At 75.2% G+C, this 15,023-nt stretch carries 9 protein-coding genes; 8 read left to right on the forward strand and 1 reads right to left on the reverse strand.

Going from position 1 to position 15,023, the window contains the following annotated elements; all coding sequences use genetic code 11:
- The first annotated feature begins 1 nt into the window (after position 1).
- From ACZ4WH_RS13925 to ACZ4WH_RS13950, 6 genes are all read left to right on the forward strand, one after another.
- Positions 2-1,033, forward strand: a complete 1,032-nt coding sequence (locus ACZ4WH_RS13925; RefSeq protein ID WP_468180002.1) for a glutamate ABC transporter substrate-binding protein — start codon at positions 2-4, stop codon at positions 1,031-1,033.
- Between the two features lie 40 nt (positions 1,034-1,073).
- Complete coding sequence (locus tag ACZ4WH_RS13930) at positions 1,074-2,354, forward strand: coiled-coil domain-containing protein (RefSeq protein WP_468179962.1); 1,281 nt, start codon at positions 1,074-1,076, stop codon at positions 2,352-2,354.
- Positions 2,351-4,834, forward strand: a complete 2,484-nt coding sequence (locus ACZ4WH_RS13935; RefSeq protein ID WP_468179964.1) for a serine/threonine-protein kinase — start codon at positions 2,351-2,353, stop codon at positions 4,832-4,834. Before ACZ4WH_RS13930 ends, ACZ4WH_RS13935 begins: the two co-directional genes overlap by 4 nt.
- A 3-nt stretch (positions 4,835-4,837) precedes the next feature.
- Positions 4,838-6,364 (forward strand): PP2C family serine/threonine-protein phosphatase, encoded by a 1,527-nt coding sequence (locus tag ACZ4WH_RS13940; protein WP_468179966.1) that lies wholly within the window; start codon positions 4,838-4,840, stop codon positions 6,362-6,364.
- A 115-nt stretch (positions 6,365-6,479) separates the two neighbouring features.
- Complete coding sequence (locus ACZ4WH_RS13945; protein WP_468179968.1) at positions 6,480-7,823, forward strand: VWA domain-containing protein; 1,344 nt, start codon at positions 6,480-6,482, stop codon at positions 7,821-7,823.
- Between the two features lie 34 nt (positions 7,824-7,857).
- Positions 7,858-9,666 carry an FHA domain-containing protein gene (locus tag ACZ4WH_RS13950; RefSeq protein WP_468179970.1) on the forward strand — a complete coding sequence of 603 codons (1,809 nt, stop codon included), beginning with the start codon at positions 7,858-7,860 and terminating at the stop codon, positions 9,664-9,666.
- Between the two features lie 6 nt (positions 9,667-9,672).
- On the opposite strand, the gene ACZ4WH_RS13955 is transcribed toward ACZ4WH_RS13950, so the two are convergent.
- Positions 9,673-10,650, reverse strand: coding sequence for a methyltransferase domain-containing protein (locus ACZ4WH_RS13955; protein ID WP_468179972.1), 978 nt, complete (start codon positions 10,648-10,650; stop codon positions 9,673-9,675).
- A 95-nt stretch (positions 10,651-10,745) separates the two neighbouring features.
- On the opposite strand from ACZ4WH_RS13955, the gene ACZ4WH_RS13960 reads away from it, so the two are divergent.
- On the forward strand, positions 10,746-11,150 hold the full coding sequence (locus ACZ4WH_RS13960) for a globin (protein WP_171156225.1): 405 nt from the start codon (positions 10,746-10,748) through the stop codon (positions 11,148-11,150).
- A 205-nt stretch (positions 11,151-11,355) separates the two neighbouring features.
- The gene (locus ACZ4WH_RS13965; protein ID WP_468179974.1) at positions 11,356-14,667 is read left to right on the forward strand and encodes an FtsX-like permease family protein; all 3,312 of its coding nucleotides are present in this window, start codon (positions 11,356-11,358) and stop codon (positions 14,665-14,667) included.
- Positions 14,668-15,023 lie beyond the last annotated feature (356 nt).

Genomic DNA, 15,023 nt, shown 5'->3' on the forward strand with positions numbered 1-15,023 from the left:
GATGTACGTGAGCCGTGCACGGTCCGCCCTGCGAGGTTGGGGCGGGGTCGCCACGATGGCGGTGCTGTGCGCGCTGGCGCTGGCGTTCGTGCTGCTGCTGCCGTGCACCCAGCGGACGCCGGACGACCCGCAGCGGGCCGGGCAGAAGGTCGCCACCGGCACCCAGGCCCGCGCCGACAAGTGCGTGGACGCCGAGGCGCACGAGCAGACGCTGGCGCCGTCCGACGCGGACGGTCCGACGATCGACGCGATCAAGGCGCGCACGGGCGCCAAGCGGAAGCTGATCGTCGGCGTCGACCAGAACAGCTACCGCTGGGGCTACCGCAACCCGAACACCGAGGGCGCCCGACTGGAGGGCTTCGACATCGACCTCGTCCACCGGATCGCCGAGGACATCCTCGGGGACCCGGAGGCGGTGCAGTTCAAGGCGATACCGACCAGCCAGCGCATCCCGGCGATCGAGGACGGGCGCGTCGACATGGTCGTCCGCACCATGACGATCACCTGTGACCGGCTGAGGCAGGTCGCCTTCTCCGCGCCCTACTTCAAGACCGGTCAGCAGGTCCTCGCCCCCAAGTCCTCCCCGATCAGGGGCTACAACGACTCGCTGGCGCACAAGAAGGTGTGCACGGCGGCCGGTTCGACCGCCTACGCCAAGCTGGACGCCGACAGGAAGGACGGCCGGCTGCCCGCCACCACCGACATCTCCACCACCGTGCCGAACCAGCTGGACTGCCTGGTCCGGCTGCAACTCGGCGAGGTGGACGCGGTGGTGACCGACGGCGCGCTCGCCGCTAGCCAGGCCGCGCAGGACCCGACCGTCGAACTGAAGGGCGCGGCGTTCACCACCGAGTACTACGGCGTGGCGATGAAGAAGGACGCCGGCGATCTGGTACGCCGGGTCAACCGCGTTCTGGTGGACTACCGCGCGCACGGCTGGCAGACGTCGTACGACGACTGGCTGTCGGCGACACTGGGCAAGGACTCGGCCGCGTCGAAGCCGCCCGCGCCGCAGTACCGGCGCAGCAGTTGAGCCGTACCGACCGGAACAGACAGCAAGCGAGAGGTGATCGATGGGCGTCACGGACCCCGCCGGGCCGGTGATGGACCGGGACGAGGTGGACCGTGCGCTGGCGCGGCTCGGCCAGGAGCACGAGGCGATCGAGACCTCGCTGCTGGCCCTTCAGGACCACGCGGGCCGCAGACTCCTCGAAGGCGCGCAGCTGACCGGCGTCACCAAGGAGCGCTGGCAGGCCACGGAGGCGCAGATCACCCAGCTGTGGGCGTACTTCGACGCCTACACGGCCGCGCTGCGCGGCGCCCGCGAGATCCGCGCCCGGCGCCGCTGGTCCAGCCGGGAGGACCTGGCGGAGCTGACCGAGCTGCTGCGCGGCGAGTCCGTGACCGTCCCCGGCGGCGGGAGGGGCAGGCTCAGCGAGACGTTCTCGCTGTCCGCGCTGGTGGACCGGATGAACGAGCTGTACGCGACGAGCCTGGACATGATCGTGGCCGCCGACGCGGTCTGGTCGGCGCTGCCCGCGCGGATCGATTTACTCGCCGCGGAACTCCAGCGCACCCGGCAGCTCGCGCACTCGGTCGGGGTGCGCCCCGGCGAGCACCCGGCCGGTGACGACCTGGAGCGGATCACCCGCACGTTGACCAGGCTCCGCGAGGACGTCGTCTCCGACCCGCTCGCCTTCTGGGTGCCGGCCGAGGGCAGTTCGGCGCCCGGCGGCGGACGTCCGGACACGACGGTGTACGACCGTGAGGCGCGCGCCCTGGAGGACGTGCGCCGGGAGATCGACGCCGTGCTGACGGTCCGCCAGGACGCGGAGGCACGGCTGATCCGGCTGCGGGACGTGCTCTCGCGCGCGGACCGCACCCTGGCGGAGGCCCGCACCGCGCGCGGCGAGGTGCTGGCGAAGATCGCCGCGACCGAGGTGCCGGTGGTGAGCGGGCCGCCGACCGCGCTCCAGGAGCAGCTGGCGACCGCGGCCGAGTACCGCAGGCAGGCCCAGTGGCACCGGCTCTCCCCGCTGCTGGAGTCGCTGGAGGAGAAGGCGGAGGACGAACTGCTGCGCGCCCGCGAGTCGTTGACCGCGGTCACCGCGCCGCTCGCGGTCCGCGCCGAGCTGCGCGGCCGGCTCGACGCGTACAAGGCGAAGGTCGCCCGGCACGGTCTCGCGGAGGACCCGCTGCTGGTCGAGCGGTACGACGCGGCCCGCCGCATGCTGTGGAGCGCGCCCTGCGACCTGCGCGTGGCCGAGCAGGCCGTGCTGCGCTACCAGCAGGCGGCGGCGGAACTGCTCGGCGGCGCGGGCGCGCCGGGGGACCGTAAGGGGGACGAGTCATGAGTCAGCCGGGGCAGACCTGCCAGCGGCCGGGCTGTGCGGGGACGTACGAGGACGTCGGCGGCGGCGAGCTGTACTGCGACACGTGCGGTCTCGCGCCGGTGGTCTCGGCTGTAGGTCCCCCCTCCGGGGCGGGCATGGTGGCCTCGCCGCCCACCGGGGTCACCAAGGGGGCGGCCGACAGCGGCAGTTCCCGCAGCTCCCGCAGCTCGCGTACGTCCTCCCAGTCGTCGAGGTCGCGCCGCTCGGTGTCCGGGCGGCTGTCCCGGTCGCTGTCGGGGAAGTCCACGGGCCGCTCGGTGTCGGTGCGCAGCTCGGGCTCGTCGTCCGGGGCCTCCTCGCGGGGCCGGCTGGGCGTGGGCCTGGTCTCGGTGCCGCAGGTGCCGCGGCCCGACCCGCGCGCGATGGTGCTGGAGAACCCGGAGGTGCCGGAGCGGAAGCGGTTCTGCTCGCGGTCGGACTGCGGGGCGCCGGTCGGCCGGGCCCGGGGTGAGCGGCCGGGCCGCACGGAAGGTTTCTGCACCAAGTGCGGGCACCCGTACTCCTTCGTGCCCAAGCTGAAGGCCGGGGACATCGTGCACGGCCAGTACGAGGTCGTGGGCTGCCTGGCGCACGGCGGGCTCGGCTGGATCTACCTCGCCGTGGACCGGGCCGTCTCCGACCGGTGGGTGGTGCTCAAGGGCCTGCTGGACACCGGCGACCAGGACGCGATGGCCGCGGCGATCTCCGAACGGCGCTTCCTCGCGGAGATCGAGCACGCCAACATCGTGCGGATCTACAACTTCGTGGAGCACCTGGACCAGCGCACCGGCTCCCTCGACGGCTACATCGTCATGGAGTACGTCGGCGGCAAGTCCCTGAAGGAGATCGCCAACGCCCGCCGGGCGCCCGACGGCCGCCGCGACCCGCTGCCGGTGGAGCAGGCGTGCGCGTACGGCATCGAGGCGCTGGAGGCGCTCGGCCATCTGCACAGCCGGAACCTGCTGTACTGCGACTTCAAGGTCGACAACGCCATCCAGACCGAGGACCAGCTCAAGCTGATCGACATGGGCGCGGTCCGCCGGATGGACGACGACGAGTCGGCGATCTACGGCACGGTCGGCTACCAGGCCCCGGAGGTCGCCGAGGCCGGCCCGTCCGTGGCCAGCGACCTGTACACGGTGGCCCGCACGCTCGCCGTGCTGGCCTTCGACTTCCAGGGCTACACGAACGTCTACGCCGACTCCCTGCCCGACCCCGACACCATCGAGGTCTTCCGCCGCTACGAGTCCTTCTACCGGCTCCTGGTGCGCGCCACCGACCCCGACCCGGCCCGCCGGTTCGCCTCCGCGCAGGAGATGGCCGAGCAGCTGACGGGGGTGCTGCGGGAGGTCGTCTCGCTCCAGACCGGGCGGGCACGGCCCGCGCTGTCGACGCTGTTCGGGCCGGAGACGAAGGTCACGGACACGGAGTTGTTCCCCCGGCTGGACGGGGACGTGTCCCGGCTGGGCGCCCGGCCGGTACGGAGGGCTGCCGCCACCCCCGCTCCGCCCCTGCCGGCCCTGGTCAAGCCCGTCGACACCGCGGCCGCCGCGCTCGCCCTGCCGGTCCCGCTGGTCGACCCGAACGACCCCAACGCCGGTTTCCTGGCCGGCCTGATGGCCTCGGCACCGGCCGAACTGATGAGCGCGTTGGCGGCGGCGCCCGCGCAGACCGAGGAGACCCGGCTCCGGCAGATCCGCGCCCGGCTGGAGAGCGGTGACCACCAGGGTGCGCTGATGAGCCTGGCCGAGTTGAACGAAGAACGGCCCGACGACTGGCGGGTGGTGTGGTACCGGGGCGTGGCCGCGCTGGTCACCGGCGACTTCGAGCACGCCGCGCTCGCCTTCGACGCGATCTACGACGCCTTCCCCGGCGAGGCCGCGCCCAAGCTGGCGCTCGGCCTGTGCGCCGAGGTGCTGGGCCAGCTCGACAACGCGGCCGAGTACTACCGCCTGGTGTGGACGACCGACCCGAGCTTCGTCAGCGCCGCGTTCGGGCTGGCCCGGGTGCAGCTCGCGGCCGGGGACCGGGGCGGCGCCGTGACGACGCTGGAGTCGGTGCCGGAGTCCTCCATCCACTACACGGCCGCCCGGGTCGCCGCCGTCCGGGCCCGGCTCAGACAGCGCACGGCGAGCGCCGGTGACGTACCGTTCCTGGACGACCTGACGGCCGCCGCCGGTCAGGTCGAGGCACTCCAGGCGTACGGCCTGGACCCGGCGCGGCGCGAGCTGTTGTCGGCGGAAGTGCTCGGCTGTGCGCTGGACTGGATACTCTCCGGGGGCCAGGGCACCGGGCCCGCCGCCGGAGGCCGGGTGCTGCTGGGCAGCGGTCTGGACGAGCGGGGCCTCCGCTTCGGCCTGGAGCGGGCCTACCGCACGCTGGCCCGGCTGGCGCCCGGCGGCGAGGAGAGGATCGAGCTGGTGGAACGGGCCAACCGTTACCGCCCCCGAACGTGGGTGTAGTCGATGTCGCAGATGCCCCAGCAGGCCGCACTGGCGAAGTGCCCGAGCTGCGCGGAGCCCGTGGAGTCGGGTGACCTGTTCTGCGGAGCGTGCGGATACGACCTTTCGGTGGTGCCCGCACCACCGCAGGACCATCCGACGCTCACCATGACGGGCCCCACGCCACCCGGGGACGGCACACCCTGGCCCACCCCCGAACCGCCCGGCCCCCCGGCCTCACCGGCACCCCACCTCCCGACAGACCTCCCGGGCACCGACTCGGGCGACACCCCCCTGTCAGGACAGGGACCCGCGGCGGCTTCCGGGGCTGCGCCCGGGGCGGGGCAGGGGTTCGGGCCCGCCCCGGGCGGCGCATCGCCGACCGGTCAGGGATTCCACAGCACCACGGGCGGCACACCGCCGTCCGGGCAGGGGCCCGGCTCGGGCCCGGGCGGCGCACCGCTGCCCTCGCACGGGAGCGGGCCCGTTCCGGGCGGGACGGAGTCGGGTGGCGGGCAGGAGGCCGGTGGGGGGCATTCTTCCGGTTCCGGGGTGCGGTTCGATCGGCCGGACGAGCCCGATGAGTACCCGTTGCAGGCGCCCGATCCACGGCTGGCCTCCGCCCCGGCCGATCCGGCGCAGCTGTGCGTGGCCTGCCGGGCGGGCCGGGTGGACAGCGACGGCTACTGCGAGAACTGCGGGCACGCCCAGCCGCGCGAACGGGACCACGTGGAGCGGGAGTCGGGACCGGTCGCCGCCGTCAGCGACCGCGGCCTGCGCCACCACCGCAACGAGGACGCCTTCGCCGTCGGCCGCACCACGCTGCCCGACGGCACCCCGGCCGCGCTGGCGATCGTCTGCGACGGCGTGTCGTCCGCGACCCGCCCCGACGACGCCTCCCTGGCCGCTTCGCAGGCGGCCGGCGACACCCTGCTGGCCGCGCTGCCGCGCGGCACCCACCCGCAAGCTGCGATGCACGAGGCGATCGTCGCCGCCGCCCAGGCCGTCAACGCGCTCGCCGAGGAGCCCGCCACGGCCCGCGAGCACGCCCCGCACCAGAACGCGCCGGCCTGCACGATCGTCGGCGCGGTGGTCACCCCCGGGCTGCTGGTCGTCGGCTGGGTCGGCGACAGCCGCGTCTACTGGGTGCCCACCGACCGCGCGGCCCCGCCCGCCCGGCTGACCGAGGACGACTCCTGGGCCGCGCAGATGGTCGCCGCCGGACTGATGAGCGAGGCCGAGGCGTACGCCGACGAGCGCGCCCACGCGATCACCGGCTGGCTCGGCGCGGACGCCTACGAACTGGAGCCGCACACCGCGTCCTTCAAGCCGGACCGGCCCGGTGTCGTGGTGGTGTGCACCGACGGACTGTGGAACTACGCCGAGACGGCCGAGGAGATGTCCGAGATCGTCCCGCCGGACGCGGCGGTCCGCCCGCTGCACAGCGCGCGGGTGCTGGTCGGGCACGCCCTGGACGGCGGGGGCCACGACAACGTAACAGTGGCGGTCCTGCCGTTCCCGGCGCCGCCGCAGGGGGCAGGATCGGCCTGAGGGCCGTATCCGACGGGGGAACGGCACGGGGAAGCCGCGGCGGACCGGAGGGGACCGGTCCGCTCACAGTCGTCGCCTCGCGTCGGCGAGGCGTCCGAGGGGGATGCGAGCGAGCATGGCCAATTTCGCGAAGTCGAACGCGCCACGGTTCTCGGTGGACGTCTACCAGAACGAGTACCTGCCCGAGGGCGGCAGCGAGGTCAACGCCATCGTCACGGTGACCGCGACCGGCGGCGGCACCATCGGCAGCGCGGTCTCCGCGCAGGTGTACCCGCCGGGCCGGCGGCCGTCCGCCGCGGTGGCGATCATGGTCGACTGCTCGGGCTCCATGGACTACCCGCCGACCAAGATGCGGGGCGCCCGGGACGCCACGGCCGCCGCGATCGACACCCTGCGCGACGGCACCCGCTTCGCGGTCATCGGCGGCACGCACGTGGCCAAGGAGGTCTATCCGGGCGGCGGGCGGCTCGCGGTCGCCGACGCCACGACCCGCGAGCAGGCCAAGCAGGCGCTGCGCCGGCTGAGCGCGGGCGGCGGTACGGCCATCGGCACCTGGCTGCGGCTCGCCGACCGGCTGCTGTCCGCGGCGGACGTCACCATCCGGCACGGCGTCCTGCTCACCGACGGCCGCAACGAACACGAGTCGGCGGAGGATCTCCGGGCGACACTGGACGCCTGCGCCGGCCGGTTCACCTGTGACGCGCGGGGCGTGGGCACCGACTGGGAAGTGAAAGAAGTCACAGGGATCGCCTCGGCGCTGCTCGGCACCGCCGACATCGTCGCCGACCCGGCCGGTCTCGCCGCCGACTTCACTCGGATGATGGAGACGGCGATGGGCAAGGGGGTCGCGGACGTCGCCCTGCGGGTGTGGACGCCGGTCGGCACGACCATCCGGTTCGTCAAGCAAGTCGCCCCCGCCGTGGAGGACTTGACCGGCCGCCGTACCGAGGCGGGGCCGCGCGCCGGGGACTACCCGACCGGGTCCTGGGGCGACGAGTCCCGCGACTACCACCTGTGCGTGACAGTTCCGCCGGCCGGGCTCGGCCAGGAGATGCTCGCCGCGCGGGTCTCGCTCGTGGTCCCGCAACCGGACGGGACAGCACAGAACCTCGGCGCGCAGGGGCTCGTACGGGCGGTCTGGACCGACGACATGACCGCCTCCACCTCGATCAACCCCCAAGTCGCCCACTACACCGGGCAGGCCGAACTGGCGCAGGCCATCCAGAAGGGCCTCGACCTTCGCAAAGCGGGCGATTTCGATGGAGCAACCGCCAAACTGGGGCGCGCAGTTCAGCTCGCGAACGCCTCGGGGAACGCGGATACTGCGAAACTGCTTGCGAAGGTGGTGGACGTGGTCGACGCCGTGACAGGTACTGTGCGGTTGAAGACGAGGGTCGCGGAGGCGGACGAGATGACTCTGGAGACCCGGTCCACAAAGACTGTTCGTGTAAAGAAGTGACCCTCAAAAGCGCAGGAGAAGGGGAAGCACCGACATGCCGACCTGCCCGAACGGACACCAGTCGGGTTCCGACGACTGGTGCGAGGTCTGCGGTCACCGCATGGCCGGTGCCGTACCTCCGCCCCCTCCGCCGCCCCCGGGTGGTTACGGCTTCCCGCCCGCGCAGGGTGGCCCGGCCGGTGGCCGCCCGCACCAGGGCGCCGGGTCCGACCCGGAGCCGGAGCTGTGCCCGCAGTGCCGTACGCCCCGCGAGGGCGGCGCGCCCTTCTGCGAGGAGTGCCGGTGGAACTTCCTGACCAACACGGCGACCTCCTACACCCCGGCCGCCCCGCGCTCGCCGCAGCCGCGGTTCCAGCCGCCGAGCTCGACGTACGGCGGCGGTGACGGGTACGAGTACCAGGGCTCGCGGCCCTCGCAGGTGAACCGGCCCGCCGAGCCGATCCCGTCCTTCCACAGCGAGCCGTCGGGCCCGACGCCGTTCGGCGGCGACCGCGCCCCGTCCGGCCCACCGACCTCCCCCGGCCCCTCGGGCCCGCCCGCCTTCGGGGCCAACCAGCGCCCGCCGGGTCCGCCGCAGGGCTTCGGCCAGGGCGGCCAGGGTCAGGGCGGCCAGGGTCAGGGTCCGGGCGCGGGGCAGGGTCCGGGCGCGGGGCAGGGCCCGGGTGCCGGTGCCCCGTCCGGCCCGTCCGGTCCCGGCGGTTTCGGCGGCCGGGGCACGGTTCCGGGGCAGGGCCCCGGTGGTCCTGGTTCCGGTGGCCCGTCCGGCTTCGGCGGCGGTCCCGGGCAGGGTCCGGGCGCCGGCGGTCCGTCCGGTTCGTCCGGGTTCGGTGGCGGTCCCGGGCAGGGGCAGAGTCCCAGTGGTCCCTCCAGTTCGTCCGGGTTCGGTGGCGGCCCCGGGCAGGGGCAGGGTCCCGGTGGTCCGGGCGGCCCGTCCGGGTTCGGCGGTGGCCAGGGACAGGGCCCGGGGTCCGGTAACGCGTCCGGCTTCGGCGGTGGCCAAGACCCCAGTGGCCCTGGTGGCCCGGGGTCCGGTGGCCCGTCCGGCTTCGGCGGTGGTCCGGGACCGGGGCAAGGACAGGGCCCGGGGTCCCGGGGCCCCTCGTCCTTCGGGCGTGAGCCCTCCCGTCCCGGTGGTCCCACTCCGTCCGGCCCCTCCGGCTTCGGCGGTGATCCCTCGCGTCCGGCGCCGCCGCCCGGCGGTCCCGGCGGTGCGTTCCAGCAGTCCGGCGCGTCGGCTCCGCCCGCGTTCCCGGGCCAGACCCGCCGGCCCCCGGCCGCCGACGACGACTGGGTGATCTCCCCGCCGTCGTCCACCGGCCCCGGCGGTCAGGGCGGCGGCTACGGCTACCCGCAGCCCGGCGCCACCCAGACCCCGCCCGGACAGGGCGGACCGGGTGGTCCCGGCGGCTTCCCCCAGGCGCCGCACGCCTCCCGGTCGACGACGTGGACCGCGACCATCGGCCCGGACCGCGAGTACTTCATGGCGATGATGCAGCGCTCCGGTCCCGAGGCCGCGGGCCTGAACCTGCCCGCGTACTCGCCGGAGCAGCAGCGCACGCTGACCGGAAACCAGGTCACCATCGGCCGTCGCCGGCACTCCACCGGCGACACCCCCGACATCGACCTGTCGGTGCCGCCGGAGGACCCGGGTGTCTCGCACCAGCACGCGGTGCTGGTGCAGCAGCCGGACGGCAGCTGGGCGGTCGTCGACCAGAACTCGACGAACGGCACCACGGTCAACATGTCGGAGGAGCCGATCCAGCCGTTCGTGCCGGTGCCGCTCCAGGACGGCGACCGGGTGCACGTGGGCGCCTGGACGACGATCACCGTCCGCCGGGGCTGAGCGCGCTCAGGGAAGGGGCCAGGCGTACGGCCCCTCCGGGTCGTCCAGCCACGCCCAGGCGTGCTCGCCGGCGACCGTGACGCCGTATCGCCCGCGCCCGGGTTCGCCCTCGCGCTCCCACAGCGCGTACGCCTCCTGCGGGTCGAGCGCGCCCCGGGTCAGCGCGAGCAGGAAGCGGAACGGCTCCTGCTCGCGGGCCCGGCGCGGCAGCCCGGCCGGCAAGGCGCCCTCGGGCTGCGCCCTGCGCCCGCCGCGCAGCGGCACGAAGAAGGCGGCCCCGGGCAGGAAGGGGCCCTCGGCGTGTTCCGTGTCCCGCACGGTCAGGGTGAGCAGGCCGGTGGCGAGCGGGGTAAGGACGCGCGCGCCGGGGCGGCACTGGGCGAGCCAGGCGCGCGGCACCGTGGGCAGTTCGCAGGTGGCGATGATCCGGTCGAAGGGGGCGCGTTCGGGCACTCCGCGCGCGCCGTCGCCGGTGACGACGACGGGGTGACGGCCGGCCGCCGCGAGGTGCTGCCGGGCCGACTCGGTGATCTCCGGTTCCAGGTCGATGGTGGTGACGAGGTCGTCGTCGCCGAGCCGGTGGGCGAGCAGGGCCGCGTTGTAGCCGGTGCCGGCGCCCACCTCCAGGACCCGGTTGCCGTCCTCGACGCGCAGGGCGACCAGCATCCGGGCCATCAGGGAGGGCTGGCTGCTGGAGGAGAGCAGCTCGCCGTCGCGCAGCCGGGTGGCCAGCGGTACGTCCGCGTAGGCGCCGCGCACCCAGCGCTCCCGGGCCTCGCGGTCGGGGCTCTCGCCCCAGCGGCGCTCGTAGCCGCGCGCCCCGGTGACGTAGTAGTACGGCACGAACAGGTGCCGGGGCACCGCCGCGAACGCCTTCCGCCACACCGGGTCGTCCGCCCAGGCCCCGTCGGCGTCGATCTCCCGCACCAGCTCGGCCCGCGCCGCGTCGGCGAGAGCCTCGGTCTCGGTGTCGTAGGCGCCCATGGGTCCACAGTAGGGGCGGGGGGTCCGTGGACGGGGCGGGCGGGGCTGGTCCTAAGCCTTGAGTCCTCCGTCACCCGGTCTGAGACGATGGACGGGTGAATGAGATTCGGCGCGGCACGCTTCAGGAGCAGACCTTCTACGAGCAGGTCGGCGGGGAGGAGACCTTCCGCCGGCTCGTCCACCGTTTCTACGAGGGGGTCGCCGAGGACCCGCTCCTGCGGCCGATGTACCCGGAGGAGGACCTGGGCCCGGCCGAGGAGCGGCTGGTCCTGTTCCTGATGCAGTACTGGGGCGGCCCGACGACGTACAGCCAGAACCGTGGCCACCCCCGGCTGCGCATGCGGCACGCCCCGTTCACCGTGGACCGGGCGGCGCACGACGCGTGGCTGAGGCACATGCGGGTGGCCGTCGACGAGCTGGGGCTCTCCGAGGAGCACGAGCGGACGCTGTGGAACTACCTGACGTACGCCGCCGCGTCGATGGTGAACACCCCCGACTGATCACTCCCCGACTGATCATTCCCCGGCTGATCACCCGGGGTGTCACTCCGGACTGACGGGTCGTCACTGAAGGTCGGATTCCGGTCACCCGTCGCCGTATTCCGATCACAATCCGGTATAGACCGGCTGACAACCGCTTACCCGCCGCCCGGCCCTCTGTCAGCATCGCCCGAAGGTCTGGAAGCACCGGACACACGGGGGCCGGGTGACGGGGTTCGTCTTCTCACGCGCGCGTGCGCACCGCCTGCTGCTGGGTGCCGCGCTGCTGACGGTGGTGCTGACCACCGCCGTGCTGGCGACGCTCACGGCGTACTCGGGGGCGGTCGGCGACGCGGCGCTGCGCCATGTGCTCGGCGACCCGCGGGGCGCCGCCGACACCGCGCTGATCGTCAAGGCGGACGTGCCCCCGGCCGAGCGGACCGCCGCCGACGCCGCCGTACGCGAGGGCGCGCGCCGTACCTTCGCCGGGTTACCGGTGACCGTACGGACCCTGCGCCGCTCGGGGCCGTACGCCCTGCCCCGCTCCCTCCAGCCGCCCGCGAGCAGGTCGGGCGACCCGGACCTGACCTACTTCGCGGCCCTGGACCGCACGCGGGTGCGGTTGGCCGCCGGCCGATCCCCCCGCCGTACCGACGGCGAGGTGGAGGTGGCGTTCCCGGAGGCGGCGGCGCGGGCGCTGCGGCTGAAGCCCGGCACCCGGCTCACCCTGGCGAACCGGCTGGAGGGACCGGCGGTCCGGGTCCGGGTCGTCGGCGTGTACCGCCCCGCCTCGGTGACGGCACCGTACTGGCGGCTGGACGACCTGCTCGGGCGCGGGGTGAAGAAGTCCGGCTTCACGACGTACGGCCCCCTGCTCGCCGACCCGTCCGTTCTCACCGGCGGCCGGGTCAGCGCCGGGGCGACGGGCTGGCTGGCGTCGGCGGACTTCGCCTCGGTGACGACCGGGCGGATCGGGGAGCTGCGGGCTGCGGCCCGGGCCGGCAGCGCGGCCCTGCGCCGGCCGGCCGCGCTGAGCGGTACGACGGTGTCGCAGACCGCGCTGCCGGACGTCCTGGACCGGGTGGACCGTTCGCTGCTCGTGGCCCGCTCCACCCTGCTGATCGTCGCACTCCAGCTGGTGCTGCTCGCCGGCTACGCGCTGCTGCTGGTCGCCCGGCTGCTCAGCACCGAACGCGCCGACGAGACCCGGCTGCTGCGGGCCCGGGGCGCCTCCCGCACCCGGATCGCCGCGCTCGCCGGTGCCGAGGCGCTGCTGCTCGCGCTGCCCGCGGCCGTGTGCGCGCCGCTGCTCGCCGGTCCGCTCACCGCGCTGCTGGCCGGGCACGGCCCGCTGGCCCGGCTCGGCCTGCGCCTGGATCTCCCGCCCGTCGGCCGGCCCGCCGTCTGGCTGGTCGCGGCCGGGGTCGCCCTCGGCTGTGCGCTGGCGGTGACCGTACCCGCGGTGACGGGGACGGGGGCCGAGGCGCGCCCGTCCGGCCCCCGGCGCTCCTGGGCCCCGCGGCTGCGCGGGAAGGCGGCCCGGCCGGGCGGCGCGCGGCCCGTGCCCGCACCGCTGCGGGCCGGTGCCGACCTCGGGCTGCTCGCGATCGCCGGGGTGGCCTACTGGCAGCTGGGCCGGCAGGACTCCGGGGCCGTGGCCGCCGACCGGTCGGGCGCGCTCGGTGTCGATCCGCTGCTGGTGGCCGCGCCCGCGCTGGCCCTGCTCGCCGGGACCGTGCTCACGCTGCGGCTGCTGCCGCCCGTGGCACGGTTCGCCGAACGCTGGGCGGCCGGCGGGCGGGGGCTGCCGGTGGCGCTGGCCGGCTGGCAGTTCAGCCGGCGCACCGCGCGCGGCGCGGGCCCGGTGCTGCTGCTCGTCCTCGCCGTCGCCCTCGGCATGCTCGCGATCGGGCAGGCCGCCTCCTGGGACCGCTCGCAGGACGACCAGGCCGACTTCCGGGCCGGGGTGCCGGTACGGGTCCTGGCCACCGGGGCGGACGGGTTCGGCCGTACGGACCTGTACGCCGGCCTGCCGGGGGTGCGTGAGGCCGCCCCGGCCGTGCACGCCGCCCAGCCACTGTCCGGCGACCGCACGGCGACCGTGCTGGCCCTGGACACCGCCCACGCGGCGGACGCGTACCTCATGCGCCCCGACCTGGCGGACGAACCGGTACGGCCACTGCTGGGCCGGCTCACCCCCGAGGGCACCCCGGCCGGGGCCGAGGTCCCGGCGGGCACCGCCCGGCTGAAGCTGACGGCACGTCTGCACAGCTCGACCGGGCCGGGCACCACGACCACGGTGACGGTGACCCTGACCGACCGGTACGGGGTGCCCTACCAACTGCCGATCGGGCAGCTCACCGCCGACGGCCGCCCGCACACCCTGACCCTCGCCCTCGGCAGCGCCACCGGACCGGCGACCCTCACCGGTCTCCGCCTGGACCTGACCCAGCCCGCCGAGCGGGCCGAGCGGCACCGGTTCACGGTCGACGGGGTGACCGCGTCGGGGACGGACGGCACGGACCACCGGCTCACGCTGCCCGCCCGGTGGACCACCACCGCCGAGGCGGGCGGCGCCGCCGTACCGAGCGCCGCCACCAGCCCCACCCGCCCCGAGGTCACCGGCACCCACCCGCTGACCTTCGCCTACAGCACCGGCTACCTCCCGGACGCCGACATCTGGACCGTCGCCTCCGTCACCCTCCGGCTCCAGGCCACCCAGGCCGCGCCGGCCGAGGTGCCGGCCGTCGCGACCGACCGCTACCTGGCCGCGGCGGGCGCCCGCACCGGGCAGCGGATCGACCTCACGATCGGCGACCGGCGGGTGCCGGTGCGGATCGTACGAGCGGTACGGGCACTGCCGGCCACCGCCGACCCGGCCGGCACCGGCGTCCACGACGGCGGTGCCGTCCTGCTCGACCTGCGCGCCGTGAACCGGCTGCTCCAGGCCCGGTACGGCGAGAGCGCCACCCCCACCGAGTGGTGGCTCGCCACCGCGCCCGGCGCCTCCGCGCCCGTGGCCGCCGCCGTCCGGGCGTTGCCGGACGTCGATCCGGGGCAGGTCGTGGTGCGCGACGAGATCGCCGCCGAGCTGCGCGACGACCCGTTCGGCGCCGGACCGGAGGCCGCGTTCGCGGCGGCGGCCGTGGTGGCGGCGGCGCTCGCCGCGGTCGGCTTCGCGGTCGGCGCCGTCGGCGCGCAACGGGCCCGCGGCGCCGAGTTCGCCGTCCTGCGCGCACTCGGCGTGCCGCGCCGCCAGCTGGCCCGGACGGTCGCCGCCGAACAGGCCGTCCTGGTGGGCCTGGCCCTCGCGGTCGGCCTGGGCCTGGGCACCGTACTGGCCCGCACCGTCCTGCCCCTGATCGTCCTGACCGGCGAGGCGACCCGCCCGGTACCGGACCTACTGGTCCAACTGCCGCCCGGAAGGGTGGCATTGCTCCTCACCGCCGTCGCCGTGGCCCCACTGACGGTCGCGGCGACAGCCGCCGTACGCCGGGGAGATCCGGCACGGGCGTTGCGTGCGCAGGGGGGTGAGTGAGGTGGGGCGCCCGGTGCCGCGTGTGCTCTCACCCGGGGTGTCCCACACGGTCGCTCCGTGGGTGCGGACGCGGTTGCGGGCGGCGGCAACAGCAGCCGTACGCCGAACGGACAGGGGCCGACCGCTGCCGCCGAGCGTGCTTCCTCCCTGGGCGCGAGCCCGGCCGCGGGCCTCACTCGTGGCGTCGGCCGTACTCCGAACGGAACCGGCGCGGCTGTCGCGTGCGCAGGGAGGTGAGTGACATGGGCCGACCGCTGCCACCGAGCGTGCTTCCTCCCTGGGCGCGAGCCCGGCCGCGGGCCTCACTCGTGGCGTCGGCCGTACTCCGAACGAAACCGGCGCGGCTGTCGCGTGCG

This window comes from Streptomyces sp. NPDC029138, from assembly GCF_055564375.1.

What these genes read in the sequence shown, in the direction of transcription:
- ACZ4WH_RS13925 (WP_468180002.1), top strand. Translation starts at nt 2, where the DNA reads ATGTACGTGAGCCGTGCACGGTCCGCCCTGCGAGGTTGGGGCGGGGTC.
- ACZ4WH_RS13930 (WP_468179962.1), top strand. Translation starts at nt 1,074, where the DNA reads ATGGGCGTCACGGACCCCGCCGGGCCGGTGATGGACCGGGACGAGGTG.
- ACZ4WH_RS13935 (WP_468179964.1), top strand. Translation starts at nt 2,351, where the DNA reads ATGAGTCAGCCGGGGCAGACCTGCCAGCGGCCGGGCTGTGCGGGGACG.
- ACZ4WH_RS13940 (WP_468179966.1), top strand. Translation starts at nt 4,838, where the DNA reads ATGTCGCAGATGCCCCAGCAGGCCGCACTGGCGAAGTGCCCGAGCTGC.
- ACZ4WH_RS13945 (WP_468179968.1), top strand. Translation starts at nt 6,480, where the DNA reads ATGGCCAATTTCGCGAAGTCGAACGCGCCACGGTTCTCGGTGGACGTC.
- ACZ4WH_RS13950 (WP_468179970.1), top strand. Translation starts at nt 7,858, where the DNA reads ATGCCGACCTGCCCGAACGGACACCAGTCGGGTTCCGACGACTGGTGC.
- ACZ4WH_RS13955 (WP_468179972.1), bottom strand. Translation starts at nt 10,650, where the DNA reads ATGGGCGCCTACGACACCGAGACCGAGGCTCTCGCCGACGCGGCGCGG.